Consider the following 19,630-nt stretch of genomic DNA (forward strand, 5'->3'; position numbering starts at 1 on the left):
GCCGCCCCACTTCGGGGTCGGCCCTCGACTGCGTTTATGGGCAGATCCCCTAGTAACTTTGTGTATCGAGAACAGCGTGTGTCGGAGCAGGGCCACTCGGGCCTAGGTAGTCCGCCGCCGTACTGGAAGGAATGATCCGTGAGTACAGGACCGCAGGACGGCGGCTCCAGCAACCGCGACGACGACCGTCGTTCCGGAGGCGGCCGCGAAGGAGGCGGCGACAGCCGCCGCGGCGATCGGGGCGGCTACCAGGGCGGCGGTGACCGCGGCGGATTCCGGGGCGGCGACCGTGACCGCGGTGGAGACCGTGGCGGTTCCCGTGGCGGCTACCAGGGTGGCGGCGATCGCGGTGGCTTCCGTGGTGGCGACCGCGACCGTGGCGGCTACCAGCAGGGTGGCGGCGACCGGGGCGGGTTCCGCGGGGGCTCGCAGAGCGGCGGTGACCGCGGTGGCTATCAGGGTGGCGGCGATCGCGGCGGTTTCCGCGGTGGTGACCGTGACCGTGGCGGCTACCAGGGCGGTGGCGACCGCGGTGGGTTCCGAGGCGACTCGCGTGGTGGCGACCGTGGCGTAGAGCGCGGTGGTTTCCGTGGTGGTGACCGTGACCGTGGCGGCTACCAGGGTGGCGGCGACCGCGGTCGCAGCGGTGGTTACCAGGGCGGTGGCGACCGGGGCGGGTTCCGCGGGGGCTCGCAGAGCGGCGGTGACCGTGGTGGATTCCGTGGCGGAGACCGTCCGGGCTACCAGGGCGGGGACCGTGATCGTGGTGGATTCCGTGGTGGAGACCGTCCGGGCTACCAGGGTGGCGGTGACCGCGGTGGGTTCCGTGGTGGCGACCGTGACCGTGGTGGTGACCGTCCGGGCTACCAGGGCGGCGGTGACCGCGGTGGGTTCCGTGGTGGCGACCGCGATCGTGGTGGAGACCGTCCGGGCTACCAGGGCGGTGGCGACCGCGGTGGGTTCCGTGGTGGCGACCGCGACCGCGGCGGCTACCAGGGTGGCGGCGACCGGGGCGGTTTCCGTGGCGGCGATCGTCCGCAGGGCGACCGCGGTGGTTTCCGTGGTGGGGATCGTCCGCAGGGCGACCGCGGTGGTTTCCGTGGTGGGGACCGTCCGCAGGGCGACCGCGGCGGCTTCCGCGGTGGAGACCGTCCGGGCTACCAGGGCGGCGGTGACCGTGACCGGGGCGGCTTCCGTGGCGGAGACCGTCCGGGCTACCAGGGCGGCGGTGACCGCGGTGGATTCCGTGGCGGCGACCGTGACCGCGGTGGTTACCAGGGCGGTGGCGATCGCGGCGGCTTCCGTGGCGGCGACCGTGACCGTAGCGGCCCCCGGGAGAGCTTCCAGGGTGGCGGTGACCGCGGTGGATTCCGTGGCGGCGACCGTGACCGTGGCGGCTACCAGGGTGGCGGCGACCGCGGCGGGTTCCGTGGCGGTGACCGTCCGCAGGGCGGCGGCTTCCGGGGTGACCGGGAGCGGTCCTTCGGCGACCGTCCCCGTCAGGACCGTCCGTACGGTGACCGTCCGCAGCGCAGCGACCGTCCCGGTGGTGACCGGGGCGGGTTCCGTGGTGGGGACCGTCCGGGCTACCAGGGTGGCGGTGACCGCGGTGGGTTCCGTGGTGGCGACCGTGACCGCGGCGGCTACCAGGGCGGTGGCGACCGCGGCGGCTTCCGGGGTGACCGGGACGACCGTGGCGGGTTCCGTCAGGACCGGGACCGGGATTCGCGTCCGCAGGACGAGGCCGGCAAGCCCGCCTTCGAGGCGCCGGAGATCCCCGAGGAGATCACCGCGAACGACCTCGACCAGGAGGTCCGTGCCGAGCTGCTGAGCCTGGCCCGGGATGTCGCCGAGAAGGTCGCGCGGCACCTGGTGGCGGCCGGTCAGATCATCGACGAGGACTCCGAGCTGGCGCTGAACCACGCCATCGCGGCCCGTCGTCTCGCGTCGCGGATCGCCGTGGTGCGGGAGGCCGTCGGCCTGGCGGCGTACGCGGCCGGGGACTGGACGACCGCGATCGCCGAGCTGCGTACCTACCACCGGATGACCGGCCGTCAGACACACCTGGCCGAGTTGGCCGACTGTGAGCGGGCGCTCGGCCGTCCGGAGCGGGCGATCGACCTGTTCCGCGGCGCCGACGTGGCCAACCTGGAGAAGGCCGGCGCAATCGAGCTGCTGATCGTGGCCGCCGGTGCCCGGGGTGACCTCGGCCAGCACGACGCAGCCGTGGCGATGCTCCAGGTCAAGGAGCTGACCGGCGACGACGACGCCGAGTGGGCGGCCCGCCTGCGGTACGCGTACGCCGACTCCCTGCTGGCCGCCGGCCGCCGTGACGAGGCGCGGGAGTGGTTCGCACGGACCGCCGCCGTCGACGAGGAGCAGGTCACCGACGCCGCCGAGCGTCTGCTCGAACTCGATGGGGTCACCATCGAGGGCGACGACGCCGACGAGGACGAGGACGGCTCCGACGCCGCCACGACCGACCGTGAGTCCGCCTCCGCCGACCGCGAGGCGGACCTCGAGGCCGACGGCGACGAGGACGGCGACTACGACGACGAAGACGACCTCGACGATGACGAGGACGACTACGACGACGAAGACGGCGACTACGACGACGAGGACGAGGACGAAGACGAGCCGGTCGACGTCGCGGACACCGACGTGAACACGGACGCGCTCGGCGACGAGGACGAGAAGGCCGGCGACAAGGACGACGTCGAGGCCGACGACGCCAAGGCCGACGAGAACGAGGACGGCGACGACAAGGTCGCCACCGAGGAGAAGCCGAAGGCGTGACCGATCACCTTGCCGGCGGCTATGACCTGGTCATCTTCGACCTGGACGGTGTCGTCTTCCTAATTGACAAGCCGATTCCGGGCGCGGCCGACGCGATCGATCGGCTGCGCTCGGGCGGGACGTCGATCGCGTTCGCCACGAACAACGCGTCCCGACGGGCCGCGGATGTGGCGGCGTTGCTGACCGGTATGGGGGTGAACGCGGAACCGGCCGAGGTACTGACCTCGGCCGGCGCCGCGGCGGCGCTTCTCGCCGAACGGCTGCCGGCCGGAGCGCCGGTTCTGGTGGTCGGTGCGGAGGCGCTGCGCGCCGAGGTCCGCGACGCGGGCCTCACCCCGGTCAGCGCACTGGAGGACGGTCCGGTCGCGGTTCTTCAGGGGTACGGGCCGGAGGTCGGCTGGCCGATCCTGGCCGAAGCGACCCTGGCGGTAGGGGCCGGCGCGACCTGGTTCGCGACCAACACCGACCGGACCCTGCCCAGCCCGCGCGGCCCGCTGCCGGGTAACGGTTCGCTGGTGGCGGTGCTACGTACGGCCCTGAACCGGGATCCGGACGTGGTGGTGGGCAAGCCCCAGCCCGCGCTGTTCCGGACCGCCGCCGCCGAGTCCCGGGCCGAGCGTCCACTGGCCGTCGGTGACCGCCTGGACACCGACATCGAGGGCGCGGTGAACGCCGGAATGGACAGCCTGCTGGTCCTGACCGGCGTGAGCGGCCCGGTCGACCTGCTTGGCGCCGCCGAGAACCAGCGTCCCACGCACGTGGGCGCCGACCTGTCGGCACTGTTCCGCCCAGCCGACGAGTCCCGGCTTCCGAACCCCGGCGAATCCGCGTGGACCGAGATCGGCGGCTGGCACCTGACCGGCGCGGGCGACGGGGTGGCCCTGAACGGCTCCGGCAGCCCGGTGGACGCCCTGCGCCTGCTCTGCTCGGCCACCTGGTCCGGGACGGCCCTCAGTGCCGTGACCGCGGCCTCCGACGAGGCTCGTGAACTCCTGAAGTCCTGGGACCTCGAACCGCACTGAGGTACGCCGGTCTTCCGACGGCCCCGGCCGCCACGTCTCCCCTCGGATCCCCTCGGAGCGCGGCAGTCGGGGCCGTTCGCCATCTCGGACGCACGGGCCGGCTCGGGTGGTCAGCGGTGGATCCGGGTCAGGTCGGCCAGGAAGTGGCAGGCGCTGTGTGCCGCGATGTCGATCGGAGGGGTGGTGGGTGCCCCGGCCGGATGCGGGATCGGGGCCGGCTGCGGGAAGCGGTGCGGCCGGCGGGGCAGTGGGGCGTTCATGTCGATGTGCAGCAGGGCGTCGACGATGGCCAGCACCGGGGTGGTCATCCAGTCGAAGTCGGGCACGGCGACCTGTTCGGCGCGCTCGTGGACGTTCGCGGTGGTCAGCGTGGCGTCGAAGCGCGGGAGGCCGGGACGGGTACGGGTCATGGTCCCTCCCTGATCGGGGCCGGCTCGGCCGCCGGCCGGTGGGTTCCCTCACCTCCATCGTGGCACCGTCCGCGGCAGAACGGACAGGGCTCACGCCTTTTGCCCCTGAAGGTCAAGCAGGGCATTTCACGGTCGATCAGGTGGATGTGAGTTCTCTGACATTGCCGCGCGGAGCCCGGCTCTCCGAGGCGTCCTGGCAGTCCCGCCACCGGATCGTGACGCGCCTGCTGTGGTTCCACGTGCCGGTGTTCCTCGTGGTCGGCATTCTCGGACCGCGTACGCCGTGGGAGGCTGTCGGATTCTCGGCGGCCATCGCGGTCTGGGTGGTCCTGGGCGGGCTGCTGCCTGCCGACAACCCCAAGGCCAGGGCGAGTCATGTCAGCGTCGGGCTGATCGCGTGCACCCTGGTGGCGATCGAGCTGACCGGTGGCGAGATGTCCACCCACATCCACCTGTACGCGGTGCTGATCTTCGTGGCGCTCTACCAGCAGTGGGCGCCGCTGGTGTCGGCGATCGTGGTGGTCGTCGTGCACCACGGGGTCCTCGGCCTGGTGTCGCCGGAACGGGTGTTCGGCGAGCACCACATGGGTGTCGCCGCCGCGATCGGCATGGTCGCCGTGCACGCCGGGCTGCTCACCCTGGAGGTGGCCGGCATCGTGGTCTTCTGGCACTTCGCCGAGCAGGCCGAACGGGAGAACGAGGTGCTGGCCCGGGAGGCCGAGGAGGCCCGCCGGGAGGTCGAGCGGGCCGAGCACGAGGCCCAGGAGCGGGCGGCCGAGGAGTTGCGGCTGCGGTCCGAGGAGTCGGCTGCGCAGGCCCGGCGGATCACCTCCGACGTCGCCCAGATCAGCACCGAGGCGCACACCGCTATCTCGGCGGTGGCCGCCGTGGACCGGGAACTCGCCGCGCTCACCGCGTCGGTACGCGACATCGCCGAACGGTCCGCGCAGGCCGCCGGGACCGCCTCCACCGGCAAGGACGCGGCCGCGTCGGCCGGGGAGAAGGTACGCCGGCTGGAGAAGTCGGTCGGGGAGATCGCCGCCGTGAACGCGATCATCGCGTCGCTCGCCGAGCAGACCAACCTGCTCGCCCTGAACGCCACGATCGAGGCCGCCCGTGCCGGTGAGCTGGGCAAGGGGTTCGCCGTGGTGGCCGGGGAGGTCAAGGACCTGGCCCGGGAGACGGCCGTCTCGGTGGAGAAGGTGAATCAGGTGATCACCGCGATCGTGGCCGAGACCGGGGACGTGGCGCAGACCTTCACCGCCACCACCGGCGCCGTCGACGACATCCACGAGCTGCAGCTCAACATCGCGTCCTCGGTGGAGGAACAGGCGGCGGTGCTGGCCGAGGTGACCAACCAGCTGTCCGCGGCGACCTCGGCGGCCGACCAGGTGCTGGTCGGTCTGGAGACACTCTCCGCTACGACCGAGCGTTGATCTTTGAACTGACCTACCGGTTGTGCCCGTACAGGTGGGCACAACCGGTCCGGTCGTTCAGAGGAGCTTGCGTAGCTTGAGCAGGTCGAACGGGTTCGCCCGGATGGCGGTGATCAGTCGGGACACCTCGAGCTTGCCGGCCACCAGGTCGAGCAGCTCGTCGCTCGTGGTGACCAGGGCGATCTTCGCCTTCGGGTCGTCGCCGTCGGTGATGTCGACGAGGCGGCCGCCGGTGATCCGGCCGTGGAACGCCGCGCCCAGGTCGGTCAGCCGGCACGCGAGGGTGCGATCCAGGTCGAGTTTGCCGCGGGCCTCCGCGTTGCTCTCCAGTCGGGCGGCGAGGTCGTGCAGTGCCCGGCGGCACTCGTCCAAGGTGGCCATAGGACCATCCTCCCCTACGACACCGGCACGGTACCCCAGGAGTTTCCCGGAGGTGCCCGGTAGCGTGGCACCCGACGCGGCGAGAGGAGGCGAGACATGCCGGACGCATGGCGGGCTTATCTGGACCTGGCACTCGGCCTGACGGAGGCACCCCGGAAGAAGGCGCAACAGGTCGCCGGGGAGCTGCTCACCCGAGGCGGTGCCACGGCGGTACAGGTGCAGGGCCTCGTGGAGGACCTGCTGTCGGCGGGCATCGCGAATCGTGAGGCGCTGACGAACATCGTCCGCTACGAGGTGGACCGGGCGCTCGGACGGGTGGGACTGGCCACCGCCGAGGAGGTGTCCGACCTCACGGCCAAGGTGCACGACCTGGAGCGGCAGCTGCGGCAGGCGCAGGCCCGGGTGAGTGCGGCCGAGACGGGCGTGCCGGAGGTGCCGGTGGCCCGGCCGGCGAAGAAGACGGTGGCGAAGAAGGCGGTCAAGGCCAAGCCGAACGCGATGCCGGCGGCCGGCACCGGACCGGCAGTGGTTCCGGCGAAGGTGGCGGCCACCCCGACCCCGGCCGAGGTCGTCCCGGCCACCCCCGCTCCGGCCGAGGCCGCTCTGGCCACGCCGGTGAAGCGTGCGCCGGTCAAGCGGGCCGCGGCCAAGACGGCACCGGCCAAGGTCGCGCCGGCCAAACGGGCACCACGCAAGTCTGTCGGGCCCGCGGTCGAGGTCGCGGCGGCACCGGCCGCTGTCGAGCCGGTGTTCGTTGAGCCGGCCGCGGTCGAGGCTCCGGCCGAGAAGACGGCGACCAAGCGGGCGCCGGCCAAGAAGGCGGTAGCCAAGCAGACCCCGGCGAAGCAGGCCATCCCGGCCAAGCAGACCCCGGCCAAACAGGCGACGCCGGCCAAGCAGACCGCGACCAAGCAGACCCCGGCAAAGCAGGCGACGCCGGCCAAGCAGACCGCGACCAAGCAGACCCCGGCAAAGCAGGCGACGCCGGCCAAGCAGACCGCGACCAAGCAGACGCCGGCCAAGCAGGCGACCGCCGCGAAGCGGACGACGCCCGCTCGGCAGGCGACGCCGCGGAAGGCGCCGGCCAAGAAGGCCGCACAGGTGCCCGCACAGCCGAAACCGGCGTCGGAGACGGTCAGCCGGACCGAGAGCTCGGAGGCCTGAGCCAGTGACCCATCCTCAGCCCGGCCCACGTCCCGGGCCGCCTCCGGGTGGCTTCCCGCAGGCGGTTCCGGCCCCGGGTGGCCTCCCGCAGGCGGTGTCGTCACCCAGTGGGGAGGACACCGGTCACCCCGCCGTGGACGCGGTGCTACGGTCGCTCGCCAACGCCGCGCGGCTGGCGCCGGCCGAGCAGATCGCCGAGTACGAGGCCGCGCACCAGGTGCTCCAGGAAACCCTGGCCGGCATCGACCGCTGAACGACCGTACAAAATAAGGATCTTGATGGCCCGCCGTGCGCGACTCGACGCCGAGCTCGTCCGACGTAAGCTCGCCCGCTCCCGGGAGCAGGCCGCCGCGCTCGTCGCGGCCGGTCGTGTGCAGGTGCGCGGCACCGCCGCGCTGAAGGTCGCCGCCATGGTCGACCCGGCCGACCCGATCGTGGTGTCCGGGGAGGATCCGAAGGACGACTACGTGTCCCGGGGCGGCCACAAGCTGGCCGGCGCGCTGGCCGCGTTCCAGGGGCTGACCGTGACCGGTCGGCGTTGTCTGGATGCGGGTGCGTCCACCGGCGGGTTCACCGACGTGCTGCTGCGGGCCGGGGCCCGGCAGGTGGTCGCGGTGGACGTCGGGTACGGCCAGCTGGCCTGGCCGATCCGCAACGACGAGCGGGTGGTGGTGCAGGAGCGCACCAACGTCCGCGCGATCACGCCCGAGTCGATCGGCGGCGTCGTCGACCTGACCGTTGCCGACCTGTCGTTCATCTCGCTGCGGCTGGTGCTGCCCGCGCTGTCGGCGTGCACCGCGCCCGACGGTGATCTCGCGCTGATGGTGAAGCCGCAGTTCGAGGTCGGTAAGGAGAAGGTCGGCTCGGGTGGTGTGGTCCGCGACTGGCGGCTGCGCGCCGAGGCGGTGCTGGAGGTGGCGGCGGCCGCCGCGGAGCTCGGGCTCGGGGTGGCGGACGTGACCGCCAGCCCGCTGCCGGGGCCGAGCGGAAACGTGGAGTTCTTCGTGTGGTTCCGGCGGGACGCCCCGCCGGCCGATCCGGCCCGGATCGAAGCTGTCGTCGAAGCTGGACCCGTTTCCCTGATGGAGGAGAAATGACGCGCTCGGCCCTGCTGGTGACGCACACCGGGCGCCGGCAGAGTACGCAGCACGCCCGAGCGGTGGCGCTGGACCTGATCGCCGCCGGTTTCGAGGTCCGGGTGATCGCCGAGGAGATCGACGACCTGGAGCTGCCCCCGGGGGTGGAGCCGGTGGTCGGCCCGGACGCGGCCGAGGGTGTGGAGATCGTGCTGGCGCTCGGTGGTGACGGCACCATCCTGCGCGCCGCCGATCTGGCCCGGCCGGCCAAGGCCCCGCTGCTCGGCATCAACCTGGGCAAGGTCGGCTTCCTGGCGGAGACCGAGATCGACCACATCGACCACGCGGTGGCCGAGGTGGTCAGGGGTGACTACACCGTCGACGAGCGGTTGACGCTGGACGTCCGGGCCGAGTACGACGGCCGCCTGATCGCCGAGTCGTGGGCGCTCAACGAGGTGACCGTGGAGAAGGGCCAGCGGGCCCAGATGCTCGAACTGATGGTGGATGTGGACGGCCGGCCGCTGTCCCGCTACGGCTGTGATGGTGTGGTGTGCGCCACACCGACCGGGTCGACGGCGTACGCGTTCTCGGCCGGTGGACCTGTCGTGTGGCCCGAGGTGGAGGCGCTGCTGCTGGTGCCGATCAGCGCGCACGCACTGTTCTCCAAGCCGCTGGTGACCGCTCCGACGTCGACTTTCGTGCTGACGGTCGACCCGTACACGTCTTTTGCGGTGTTGTGCTGCGACGGCCGGCGGACCTGGGACCTGCCGCCCGGTTCGCAGGTGACGGTCGAAAGGGGTCAGTTGCCGGTCCGGCTGGTCCGGCTGGCGCCCCGGCCGTTCACCGACACGCTCGTGGCGAAGTTCGGCCTGCCGGTCGTCGGCTGGCGCGGGAATCGACGCTGATCAGACCCGGCCGTTGGGCATTTGTCGGGGGCTCCCGATACTGTCTGGCTGTGCTGGAGGAACTGCGCATCACCGGGCTCGGCGTCATCGACGACACGACGCTGCGGCTCACGTCGGGAATGAATGTGATCACCGGCGAGACCGGTGCCGGTAAGACGATGGTGGTGACCGGTCTCGGGCTGCTCTTCGGTGGGCGGGCCGACGCCGGCCGGGTCCGGGCCGACCCGGGCCGGGCCGTGGTCGAGGGCCGGTTGAAGCTGCGCGGCACCCTCGGTGACGCGGTGCGGACCCGGATCACCGACGCCGGTGGCGAGGCCGACGACGACGGCTCGATCCTGCTCAGCCGCACGGTGACGGCCGAGGGCCGGTCCCGGGCGCACGTCGGTGGCCGGAGCATGCCGGTGTCGACGCTGAGCGAGTTGGGCGAGCAGATCCTGGCCGTGCACGGCCAGTCCGACCAGCTGCGCCTGCTGCGCCCGTCGGAGCAGCGGTCGGCGCTGGACAGGTTCGCCGGCCCACCGCACGAGAAGCTGATCGACTCCTACAAAGAGGCGTTCGGCAGGTGGCGGGCCGTGGTCGACGACCTGGCCGACCGCCGGCGCAACGCGCGGCAGCGCTCGCAGGAGGCCGACCTGCTCAAGCTCGGTCTCGACGAGATCACCCGGGTCGATCCGCAGCCCGGGGAGGATGAGGACCTGCGTAACGAGGTGCAGCGGCTGGAGCACGCCGAGGGGCTGCGGGTCGCGGCGACCTTGGCGTCGCAGGCGCTGGCCGGCGGTGTGGAGGCGGCCGACGACACTCCTGACGCGACCCAGCTGCTCGGCCTGGCCCGGCGGACCCTGGAGGGCCAGTCGGCGGTCGACTCGTCGCTGGGTGACCTGGCCGCCCGGATCGAGGAGGCCGCCACCCTGGTCGGTGACGTGGCCTCGGAGCTGTCCGCCTATCTCAGCTCGCTCGACGCCGATCCGGCCCGGCTGGAGGCGATCTACGAGCGGCGGGCCGCGCTGCGGGCGCTGACCCGGAAATACGCGGACGACGTCGACGGCGTGATCGCCTGGGCGGAGAACGCGCGGACCAAGCTGAGCCAGCTGGACTCCTCGGACGAGTTGCTGGAGGAGCTCGACAAGGAGCGGCAGCGTCTGGAGGCGACCGTCGGCGAGCTGGCCGGGCGGCTGACCACGGCCCGTCGGGAGGCGGCCGGGCGGTTCTCCGAGGCGGTCAGCGTGGAGCTGGCCGGGCTGGCGATGCCGCACTCGCGGGTCGAGGTGGCGGTGCTGACCCGGGCGCCCTCGCGGGACGAGCCGGCGGTGACCGTCGACGGGGAGACGTTGGCGGCCGGGCCGGACGGGGCCGACGAGGTGGAGCTGCGGCTGCACGCTCACCCGGGGGCGCCGGCACTGCCCCTGCAGAAGGGCGCGTCCGGCGGTGAGCTGTCCCGGGTGATGCTGGCCATCGAGGTGGTGTTCGCCGGTGCCGGTGGGCCGCCGACGCTGGTGTTCGACGAGGTCGACTCGGGTGTCGGCGGGACGGCCGCGGTGGAGATCGGGCGGCGGCTGGCGCGTCTGGCCCGTACCCATCAGGTATTGGTCGTGACGCACCTGCCGCAGGTCGCGGCATTCGCCGATCGGCACCTGGTGGTCGCGAAAGACACCGGTGGCGCGATCACCACGAGTGGTGTGCGCATTGTGGAAGAAACCGAACGGGCCAGGGAATTGTCCCGGATGTTGGCGGGTCTGCCCGATTCCGACCTCGGCATTGCGCATGCCGAGGAGCTACTCTCCGTGGCTGCCAGGGAGAAACGCGCCTGAGAATGGTGAGCTGGCGCATGTCGTGGGGGTCGCGGGTGCAGGGGCGTGTCAGGATGGCCGGGATGCGACTTCCCATTCCCACCCTCCGCCGGACCAGGAGCGTCGACCCTGGTCCGGTCTCCGGCGTGGCCCGGCTGGACCGGCGGACCAAGCGCTTGACCGGCCGGCTCCGGCCCGGTGAGATCGCCGTGATCGATCACGTCGACCTGGACCGGGTCGCCGCCGACTCGCTCGTCGCCTCCGGGGTGATGGCGGTGCTCAACGCGAAGCCGTCGATCTCCGGGCGGTATCCGAATCTCGGCCCCGAGGTGCTGATCCAGGGCGGTGTGATCCTGGTCGACGAGCTCGGCGAGGACGTGTTCGCCGGCCTGCGCGAGGGGCAGACGGTGAGCATCGAGGGCGGCGTGGTGCTGCTCGACGGCGAGCCGGTCGCGACTGGGGTCCGGCAGGACGCGGAGACCGTCGCCAAGTCGATGGCCGATGCCCGTGAGGGTCTGTCGGTGCAGCTCGAGGCGTTCGCCGCGAACACCATGGACTATCTGAAGCAGGAACGTGACCTGCTGCTCGACGGTGTCGGTGTGCCCGAGGTGCAGACCCGGATCGGCGGGCGGCACGTGCTGATCGTGGTGCGTGGTTACGACTACAAGGAGGACCTGGAGGTCCTCCGGCCGTACATCCGGGAGTACAAGCCGGTCCTGATCGGCGTGGACGGCGGCGCCGACGCGCTGGTGGAGAACGGCTACACCCCCGACATGATCATCGGGGACATGGACTCGGTCACCGACGACGTGCTGCGCTGCGGTGCCGAGATCGTGGTGCACGCCTATCCGGACGGTCGCGCCCCGGGCCTCAAGCGGGTGGAGAACCTGGGTGTCGACGCGTTGACGTTTCCGGCCGCGGCGACGAGTGAGGACCTGGCGATGCTGCTCGCCGACGAGAAGGGCGCGTCCCTGATCGTGGCCGTCGGCACGCATGCCAACCTGGTCGAGTTCCTGGACAAGGGTCGTGGCGGCATGGCCTCGACGTTCCTGACCCGGCTCAAGGTCGGCGGGAAACTGGTCGACGCGAAAGGTGTGAGCCGGCTCTACCGGCAGAGCATCTCCGGGTCGGCGGTGCTGCTCCTGGTGCTGTCCGCGATCGCGGCGATGGCGTCGGCGGTGGCGGTGTCCACGGTGGGGAAGGCGTATCTCACCGTCGTGTCCGAGTGGTGGGACAATCTGCTGTTTCAGCTCGGCAACCTGTTCTGACTCGACGAGGGCGTTGTGATCAACTTCCGGTACCACGTGGTGTCGCTCACCGCGGTCTTCCTTGCGCTGGCGATCGGCCTGGTGGTCGGCACCGCCGCGCTCAACGGCCCGGTCTCGGAGAACCTCCGGAACAATCTGGAGGCGCTCAACAAGGACAACAACGTCCGTCGGGAGCAGGTCAACCAGCTCAACGAGTCGGTCAACCGCAGCCAGGAGTTCGCCAGCCAGATCGCGCCCGGCCTGCTCGGCGGCAAGCTGACCGGCCGCAAGATCGCCGTGGTGGCGCTGCCCGGCACCGAGGACCACACCGAGGGCGTCGTCAAGATGCTCACCGTGGCCGGGGCGACGATCACCGCGCGGGTCCGGGTGGAGGACAAGTTCTTCGACCCGAAGACGGTCAACGATCTCCTCTTCCTGGTCGACGAGCTGTCCCAGCCGAGCATCTCGACGGCGAACGTGCCGCTGAACAGCGACGGCGTCGAGACGGCGAGCGCGATGCTCGCCCTCACCCTGCTTCAGGGCACGCCCACCAGCCCCACCGCCGAGGACGTGACCGCGGTGCTGGCCGCCTTCGCCCAGCCCGGTTATCTCACCACCGAGGACGGCGCGACCGGCGGTGCCGAGGCGATCGTCCTGGTCTCCGGAGTGCCCGCCACCGACAACGAGGCGGCGAAGAAGAGCCGGTACGCGCTGACCATGGCCGAGCAGCTCGGCAAGGACCCGCGGATGCTGGTGGTCGCCGGTGACAACGCGGGCGAGGGAAATCTGGTGTCCGGGATCCGTAACGACCCGACCCTGGTCAAGCAGATCTCCACGGTGGACAACGTGAGCACGGTGCAGGGTCAGGTCGCAACCGCCCTGGTCACGATCGAACGGGTGGTGCAGAACCGGATCGGGCAGTACGGGCTCGCCACCGGTGCCACCTCGATCGTGCCTTCGGCCGCGCCCTAGCCGGTCCGGTCTAGACTCTGCGGCCATGGCCTACCTCCGTTCCTCCGCCCTCGGCGCCCTGGTCGCACGCAGCGTGCTCGGCTGGGTGCGCCGCGATCCGCAGGCTCGTGAGCTGGAGCGGACCAACTTCCACGGCCGTACGGTGACGCTCGCGGGTGGCCCGGCCCTCGCCGTCGGCGCCACCGTCGGCGCCGCCTCGGGCGCGCCCACCACCCGGCTCGCCGCCGCCTCGGTCGTCGCCGGGGCGGTCAGTGGCGCGGTCGGCTTCTACGACGACGTCGTCGGCAACCGGCCCGAGCAGAAAGCGGCGAAGGGTTTCGCCGGCCACCTGGGCGCGCTGCGGGAGGGGTTCGTCACCAGCGGCCTGGTCAAGATCGCCGGAGTGGGTGCGGCCGGTCTCGTGGCGTCCGCGCTGATCGGCAGCGGCCGTCGCACCGGGTTCGGTCGCGGCGTCGACGTGCTGCTCGGCGCCGGGGTGATCGCCGGTACAGCCAATCTGATCAACCTGCTCGACCTGCGGCCGGGCCGCGCGCTCAAGGCCGGTGCGATCCTCGGCGCGCCGCTCGCGGTGGGCCGCAACGCGTCGATGACCGCCGGGACGCTCGGCGCGGGCGCCGCCCTACTGCCCGACGACCTCGGCGAAGAGATCATGCTCGGCGACGCCGGGGCGAACGCGCTCGGCGCGCTGCTCGGCGTGGCGCTAGTGGCCCGCACCGGGACGGCCGGGCGGGCGGCCGCGTTGGCCGGGCTGGCCGCGCTGACCGCGACCAGCGAGAAGGTCAGCTTCACCAAGGTCATCCAGGACACCCCGTGGCTGCGCACTCTCGACGACCTCGGCCGCCGGCCACCTCACGCGTGACCTCCTCGACTGCTTCTTCAAACCCCTCCAGGGGTACGGCGGGCAAGCTCGCCGGGGCCGCCGCACTGATCTCGATCCTCACGATCCTGGCCAGGCTCGCCGGTTTCGGCCGGACCACGGTGTTCTTCTACACGGTCGGCGACGACGGCCTGGCCGACGTGTACCTGGCCACCAATCTGATCCCGAACATCGTCTTCGAGCTGGCCGCCGGTGGCGCGCTGGCCAGCCTGGTGGTGCCGCTGCTGGCCGGGGCGGTGGCGGCCGGCGACCGGGACCGGGTCGACCGGGTCGCGTCGGCGCTGCTCTCCTGGGTGCTGGCGCTGACCGTCCCGCTGGCCCTGCTGGTGTTCCTGCTGGCCGGCCCGATCACCGGCCTGTTCGACGACATCCCACCGGAGCACCGTGAAGTGACGGCCCGGATGCTGCGGATCTTCGCGCCGCAGCTGCCGCTCTACGGCGTCGGGATCGTGTTGACCGGCGTGCTCCAGGCGCACCACAGGTTCGCCTGGCCGGTGATCGCGCCGCTGCTCTCCAGCGTGACGGTGATGACCGCGTACCTGACCTACGCCGGGATCGACGGCGCCGGCACGGATTTCGCCGGGCTGAGCCGCGCCGGTGAGCTGACCCTCTCGGTGGGTACCACTCTCGGTGTCGTCGCGCTCAGCCTCTGCCTGGTCATCCCGGTGGCCCGGCTCGGCCTGCGGCTGCGACCGGCGTTGCGGTTCCCCGGCGACGAGGGCCGCCAGGCGGTTCGGCTCGGCTGGGCCGGGGCGGTCACGGTCGGCGCCCAGCAGGTGGTGGCCGCGCTGATCGTGGTGCTGGCGGCCCGGCAGATGGCTCCCTACAGCGGCGCGCAGACCCTCTTCCTGTTGCCGTGGGCGGTGCTGGCGGTGCCGCTGGCCACCGCGGTCTATCCACGGCTGTCGGCGGCGGCGTCGAGCGGGGACGATGCCGGGTACGCGGTCGCGCTCTCCGGCACCGCGCGCTCGGTGGTGCTGCTGGCCGGTCTGGGCACGGCGGCCCTGGCCGGGCTGGCGATTCCGATGACCGGGCTGATGAACGTGCCGGGCGCGGTACCGGGGGTGGTCGGGTTCGCGCCCGGGTTGCTCGGCTACGCGCTGTTCGCGTTGCTGTCCCGGGCCCTGTACGCCCGGGGCGCCACGGTCGCGGCCGCGGTCGCGTCGGCCGTGGGATGGCTCACCGCCGGCCTGGCCGTGATCGTCGTCACCTCGGTGTCGATTCCAGGTGGCGAGGTGTTCGGGCTGGGCCTGGCCAACGCGATCGGCATGACCGTCACCGGGCTGCTGCTGGTGGTCGCGGTGCGGCGGCACGCCGGCCCGGCCGCGCTGGCCGGTCTCACCCGGGCCTTCGTCGCCGCGGTACTCGCGGCGGCCGTGGCCGGGCTCGTCGGATGGGGTGTGGTCGCCGGTCTGCGGTCGTCCGTCTGGCCGACCCCGGGCGTGCTGGGCAGCCTCGTTGAAGGCATGCTGGGCGGTGTGGCGGTCGCCGTGGTCTTCCTCGCGGTCGCCTTCGCGCTGGACCGGCGCGATCTCGGGCCGCTGGCCGGCACGGTGATCAGACGTCTCCGCCGGTAGGTTCCGTGCCTGCCGGAGCGAGCCGGTCGGTTCGGGGCCTGCCGGGGTTGAGCCGGTAGGTTCCGTGTCTGCCGGAGCGAGCCGGTCGGTTCCGCGCCGGCCGGGGATGAGCCGGTAGGTTCGGCGTCCACCGGGGATGAGCCGGTAGGTTCGGCGCCTGCCGGGGACGAGTCGGAAGAGATTGAGGGGTTGGCGGTCGTGAGCAGCGACGGGGAGTGGCGCGGCTCGGTCGTGCTGGTGGTGGCGTCCAGTACCGGCGGGATCGGCCAGCACGTCGCCTCCCTGGCCCGCGGTCTGGTCGCCGGTGGCTGCCGGGTGCTGGTGTGCGGGCCGGCCGCGGTGGACCAGCATTTCGGCTTCACGGCGAGCGGTGTCGAGTTCACGCCGGTGGAGATCCCGGCCGACCCCGGTCCGCAGGACTCCGGCGCGATCCGGCAGCTGCGACGGGCGGTCGCCGGGCGCGACGCCGAGGTGATCCACGCGCACGGGCTGCGGGCCGCCTTCGTGGCCTCGGTCGCGCGGACCGGCGTACCCCTGGTGGTGACCTGGCACAACGCGGTCCTCGCGCGTGGCCTGAAAGGCCAGGCCGGGGCCCTGCTGGAGCGGATCGTGGCACGTAACGCCATGCTGACCCTGGGCGCCTCCGACGACCTGGTGCAGCGGGCGGTGGCGCTCGGCGCGCGAAAGGCGCGGCTGGGCCCGGTGGCGACACCCCAGCTGGCGCCGCCGAAGCGGACCCGGTCGGCGGTGCGTGCCGAGTTCGGGCTGCGTGGCGACACTCCGCTGATCCTGTCGGTCGGGCGGCTGCACCCGCAGAAACACCATGACCTGCTGATCGACGCCGCCGCCCGGTGGCGTGACCTGACGCCGGCCCCGGTCGTGGTGATCGCCGGTTCCGGCCCGAGCTACATGCCGCTGGCGCAGCGCGCGTCGATGCTGCACGCCCCGGTGCACCTGCTCGGGCACCGGACCGATGTGCCGGACCTGCTGCTCGGCGCCGACCTCGCGGTGATCACCAGCGACTGGGAGGCGCGGCAGCTGTTCGCGCAGGAGACGCTGCACGCCGGGGTGCCGCTGGTCACCACCGCGGTCGGCGGGCTGCCGGGCCTGGTCGGTGACGCGGCGGTGCAGATCCCGCCGAACGATCTGGACGCCCTGGACGAGGCGGTCCGGCGGCTGCTCGGTGATGCGGCGCTGCGTGCCGACTACGCGGCCCGCGGGCCACGGCAGGCGGCCACCTGGCCGACCGAGGCGGACGTGGTCGCGGACGTGCGATCGGCGTATGCCGAGGTCGCGGCGGTCCGCCGGTGACCGTGCACCCGGACCCGGATGTCCCGGCCCCGAGCGGACCGGCCGCGAACCCGCCCGATCCGGATATGTCGGATGCGAAGGTGCAGGCCGTGAGTCCGCTGAATCCGGATATGTCGGACGCCGAAGTGCAGGCCGTGAGCCCGCCGGATCCGGATGTGTCGGATGCGAAGGCGCCGGCCGCGGGTCCGCACGCTCTGGACGACGCGACGGGCACGCCGGATATTTCGGACTTAGGCAGGCCCCGACCTGGGCAGCCCGGCTCGACGGCACCGCCGCGGCCGCCCGTGGACCGGCCGTCCCTGGACCGGCCGCCCGTGGACCGGCCGTCCCTGGACCGGCCGTCCCTGGACCGGCCGCGCCTGGACCGGCCGCTTCTGGATCGGCTGCGGCGGGTCCGGCGGCCCGGCACCCCGCGCCGCCCGCTGGTCGCCGGATGGGTGCCCTACCTGATGGTGGCGCTGGTCGCGGCGGCCAGTCTGGCCGTGCTGGCGATCCGCCCGGCCGAACGGCTGCACGGCGGCGAGGCCGACTACGTGGTGGTCGCCGCCGCGGCCGGGCTGCGCTGGGAGGACCTCGACCCGCAGCGCACCCCGGCGCTCTGGCAGGAGGCGTCCCGCGGCTCGGTGGGCTGGCTGTCGGTGCGCTCGGCGCATGCGGTGACCTGCCCGTCGGACGGCTGGCTGACGCTCGGCGCCGGTAACTACGCGGCCTGGGACACCCGGGCCGTCACCGGCCGCTGTCCGGCCGCCGAGCCGAAACTCATCAGACCGGACGGCATCGGCGCCAACCTGACCGATCAGCCCACCGTGGTCCGCAACAATCAGGACCGGTTGCCGTACGGCACGACGCCGGGTGCCCTGGCCGAGTCGGTGCGCTGCACGGTCGCCGTCGGCCCGGGCGCGGCGATCGCGGCGGCCCGCCCGTTCGGACGGGTCGACCAGTACGTCCCCGAGCTCCCGGCCGACGCGGCCACCCTGCTCGGCGACTGTGTGCTGAGCATCGTCGACCTCGGCACGATCAGCGGTGAGGGCACGGCCCGTCAGGCGCAGGTGGAGGCGGCCGACCGTACCCTCGCCAAGGTTCTGGCCGCGCGCCCGCCGCGCTCGCTGATGCTGATCGCCGGGCTCGCCGACACCGAGGCCAGCTCGCGTCTGCACGTGGCGATCGCCGAGGGCCCGGGTTGGGAGACCGGCTGGCTGACCTCGGCCGGCACCGGCCGGGAGGGCTACCTCCAGTTGGTCGACCTGGCTCCGACGGTGCTGGCGGCGCTCGGCAAGCCGGTCCCGGAGAAGCTGTTCGCCGGCTACCCGGCGTCGATCGCGCCGGACCGCCCGGACGACCCGGCCGCCGCCATGCAGGGCGCGCAGGACGCCGACCGGCGGGCGATCGCCCAGCGCGGGGTGGCCGAGATCTTCTTCGCCGTGCTGGCCATCCTCCAGGCGGTGCTGTTCGTGGCGGTGATCCCGGTGCTGGTCCGGGCGCGCCGGCACGCCGGTCCGCTGGGCCCGCCGTTGCCGCCGCGCCGCCTGGTCGACCTGGCCGAGGCGGCGCTGCTGGCGGGCGGCCTGGCGATCCCGGCGGCGCTGCTGGCCGACGTGGTCCCGTGGTGGAGCAGCGCGCATCCGGCGTGGATGTTCGGGTCGGCGACGGCCGCGCTGATGATCCTGGGCACGCTGCTGATCCGGCTGGCGCCGCGCTATCCGCGGACGCTGTGGCCGATGGCGGCGGCCGCCGCGGTCGGTGTGCTGGTGGTGGCGGTAGACCTGGCGACCGGGGCGCGGCTGCAGCTCAACGGGGTGGCCGGCTATTCGGCGGTGCACGGCATCCGCTACGCCGGGCTGGGCGGGGTCGGGCTCGGAGTGTTCGTGGCCGGGCTGTTCCTGCTGGCCGGTGCGCTGGCCCAGTGGGTGACCAAGCGTTGGCGGCCGCTGGTCATGGTCACCTTCGGTGGCCTCGGTGTGGTGATGGTGGGCAGCGGCCATCTGGGCGCGGATCCGGTGGGTGCGATCGCGGTGACCGCCGGGGCGTGTGTGGCGGCCGCGATGAGCACCGGCGGTTGGCTGACCTTCCCGCGGATCGCTTGGGCCGCCCTGACCGGTGTGGTGGTGACCATCACGTTCGCGGTGCTCGACCTGCGGCGGGCGCCGCTGGAGCAGGGCACGCTGGGCCGGTTCCTGACCTCGCTGGGTGACGGCACGGCCGGTCCGGCGATGCAGCGGGCCGCCGCCGCGAACGGGCAGGCGCTGGTGGACAGCCCACTCACGTGGCTGGCGCTGCTGGGTGCGGCGATGCTGGCGTTCTGCCAGTTCTCCCCGTGGGGCGGCCTGAACCGGGTCTACGGCCTGCATCCGGCGGTCCGGGCCGGGGTGGCCGGGACCGCGGTGGCGACACTGATCGCCGGGGTGCTGGGTGGCACGGCTCTCGGGTCGGCCGGTGCGGCGGCCGCGGCGGCGGTGCCGGTGGCGGTGCTCACCGCGCTGCGGGTGCTGCTGCACGCCGCCGATCGGACACCACCGCCGGGCGAGACGGACGGTCCAGGCGGGCCACTACTACGCAAATCCGACGAGGATCCGGTAACCGTCTCATGACACGCACGCCCACCAGCCCGAACGTGGAGCTGTCGGCAAACAGTGTTACGGTGAACTCCCGTGGATGGGGTCCTGCCCCGG

General features: G+C 72.7%; 17 protein-coding genes. 13 read left to right on the top strand and 4 right to left on the bottom strand.

Going from position 1 to position 19,630, the window contains the following annotated elements; genetic code table 11:
* Positions 1 to 102: 102 nt before the first annotated feature.
* Complete coding sequence (locus Q0Z83_RS54090) at positions 103 to 1,923, bottom strand: hypothetical protein (protein ID WP_317791355.1); 1,821 nt, start codon at positions 1,921 to 1,923, stop codon at positions 103 to 105.
* Between Q0Z83_RS54090 and Q0Z83_RS54095 the strand changes: the two genes are divergently transcribed.
* Both Q0Z83_RS54095 and Q0Z83_RS54100 read left to right on the top strand, forming a co-directional pair.
* Positions 1,873 to 2,796 (top strand): tetratricopeptide repeat protein, encoded by a 924-nt coding sequence (locus Q0Z83_RS54095; RefSeq protein ID WP_317791356.1) that lies wholly within the window; start codon positions 1,873 to 1,875, stop codon positions 2,794 to 2,796. The genes Q0Z83_RS54090 and Q0Z83_RS54095 overlap by 51 nt on opposite strands.
* Positions 2,793 to 3,818: an HAD-IIA family hydrolase gene (locus tag Q0Z83_RS54100; RefSeq protein ID WP_317791357.1), complete on the top strand. Its 1,026-nt coding sequence runs from the start codon at positions 2,793 to 2,795 to the stop codon at positions 3,816 to 3,818. Before Q0Z83_RS54095 ends, Q0Z83_RS54100 begins: the two co-directional genes overlap by 4 nt.
* A gap of 110 nt (positions 3,819 to 3,928) precedes the next feature.
* Here the strand turns inward: Q0Z83_RS54100 and Q0Z83_RS54105 are convergent, their stop codons facing one another.
* Positions 3,929 to 4,228 carry a hypothetical protein gene (locus Q0Z83_RS54105; RefSeq protein WP_317791358.1) on the bottom strand — a complete coding sequence of 100 codons (300 nt, stop codon included), beginning with the start codon at positions 4,226 to 4,228 and terminating at the stop codon, positions 3,929 to 3,931.
* Positions 4,229 to 4,368: 140 nt separating this feature from the next.
* Between Q0Z83_RS54105 and Q0Z83_RS54110 the strand changes: the two genes are divergently transcribed.
* Positions 4,369 to 5,664, top strand: a complete 1,296-nt coding sequence (locus Q0Z83_RS54110; RefSeq protein WP_317791359.1) for a methyl-accepting chemotaxis protein — start codon at positions 4,369 to 4,371, stop codon at positions 5,662 to 5,664.
* 57 nt (positions 5,665 to 5,721) lie between these two features.
* On the opposite strand, the gene Q0Z83_RS54115 is transcribed toward Q0Z83_RS54110, so the two are convergent.
* A complete protein-coding gene (locus tag Q0Z83_RS54115) occupies positions 5,722 to 6,045 on the bottom strand; it encodes a sterol-binding protein (protein WP_317791360.1) in 324 nt (107 codons plus the stop codon).
* 287 nt (positions 6,046 to 6,332) lie between these two features.
* On the bottom strand, positions 6,333 to 6,899 hold the full coding sequence (locus Q0Z83_RS56035) for a pentapeptide repeat-containing protein (RefSeq protein ID WP_378078367.1): 567 nt from the start codon (positions 6,897 to 6,899) through the stop codon (positions 6,333 to 6,335).
* A gap of 314 nt (positions 6,900 to 7,213) precedes the next feature.
* Here Q0Z83_RS56035 and Q0Z83_RS54125 point away from each other — a divergent pair, with 314 nt between their 5' ends.
* From Q0Z83_RS54125 to Q0Z83_RS54170, 10 genes are all read left to right on the top strand, one after another.
* A complete protein-coding gene (locus Q0Z83_RS54125; protein ID WP_317791362.1) occupies positions 7,214 to 7,462 on the top strand; it encodes a hypothetical protein in 249 nt (82 codons plus the stop codon).
* Positions 7,463 to 7,487: 25 nt separating this feature from the next.
* Positions 7,488 to 8,306 (top strand): TlyA family RNA methyltransferase, encoded by an 819-nt coding sequence (locus tag Q0Z83_RS54130; RefSeq protein WP_317791363.1) that lies wholly within the window; start codon positions 7,488 to 7,490, stop codon positions 8,304 to 8,306.
* Positions 8,303 to 9,190 (top strand): NAD kinase, encoded by an 888-nt coding sequence (locus Q0Z83_RS54135; protein WP_317791364.1) that lies wholly within the window; start codon positions 8,303 to 8,305, stop codon positions 9,188 to 9,190. The genes Q0Z83_RS54130 and Q0Z83_RS54135 overlap by 4 nt, the downstream gene beginning before the upstream one ends.
* 50 nt (positions 9,191 to 9,240) lie before the next feature.
* On the top strand, positions 9,241 to 10,998 hold the full coding sequence (gene recN, locus Q0Z83_RS54140; protein ID WP_317791365.1) for a DNA repair protein RecN: 1,758 nt from the start codon (positions 9,241 to 9,243) through the stop codon (positions 10,996 to 10,998).
* Between the two features lie 53 nt (positions 10,999 to 11,051).
* Positions 11,052 to 12,245 (top strand): putative cytokinetic ring protein SteA, encoded by a 1,194-nt coding sequence (gene steA, locus Q0Z83_RS54145; protein WP_317797381.1) that lies wholly within the window; start codon positions 11,052 to 11,054, stop codon positions 12,243 to 12,245.
* A gap of 15 nt (positions 12,246 to 12,260) precedes the next feature.
* Complete coding sequence (locus Q0Z83_RS54150; RefSeq protein ID WP_317791366.1) at positions 12,261 to 13,196, top strand: copper transporter; 936 nt, start codon at positions 12,261 to 12,263, stop codon at positions 13,194 to 13,196.
* Between the two features lie 25 nt (positions 13,197 to 13,221).
* The gene (locus tag Q0Z83_RS54155; protein ID WP_317791367.1) at positions 13,222 to 14,055 is read left to right on the top strand and encodes a hypothetical protein; all 834 of its coding nucleotides are present in this window, start codon (positions 13,222 to 13,224) and stop codon (positions 14,053 to 14,055) included.
* Positions 14,052 to 15,650, top strand: a complete 1,599-nt coding sequence (gene murJ, locus Q0Z83_RS54160; RefSeq protein ID WP_317791368.1) for a murein biosynthesis integral membrane protein MurJ — start codon at positions 14,052 to 14,054, stop codon at positions 15,648 to 15,650. Before Q0Z83_RS54155 ends, murJ begins: the two co-directional genes overlap by 4 nt.
* 189 nt (positions 15,651 to 15,839) lie before the next feature.
* Positions 15,840 to 16,961 carry a glycosyltransferase family 4 protein gene (locus Q0Z83_RS54165; protein WP_378078350.1) on the top strand — a complete coding sequence of 374 codons (1,122 nt, stop codon included), beginning with the start codon at positions 15,840 to 15,842 and terminating at the stop codon, positions 16,959 to 16,961.
* A gap of 314 nt (positions 16,962 to 17,275) precedes the next feature.
* Positions 17,276 to 19,549 carry a hypothetical protein gene (locus Q0Z83_RS54170; protein WP_378078349.1) on the top strand — a complete coding sequence of 758 codons (2,274 nt, stop codon included), beginning with the start codon at positions 17,276 to 17,278 and terminating at the stop codon, positions 19,547 to 19,549.
* Positions 19,550 to 19,630 lie beyond the last annotated feature (81 nt).

This window comes from Actinoplanes sichuanensis (assembly GCF_033097365.1).
GTDB classification, from domain to species: Bacteria; Actinomycetota; Actinomycetes; order Mycobacteriales; family Micromonosporaceae; genus Actinoplanes; species Actinoplanes sichuanensis.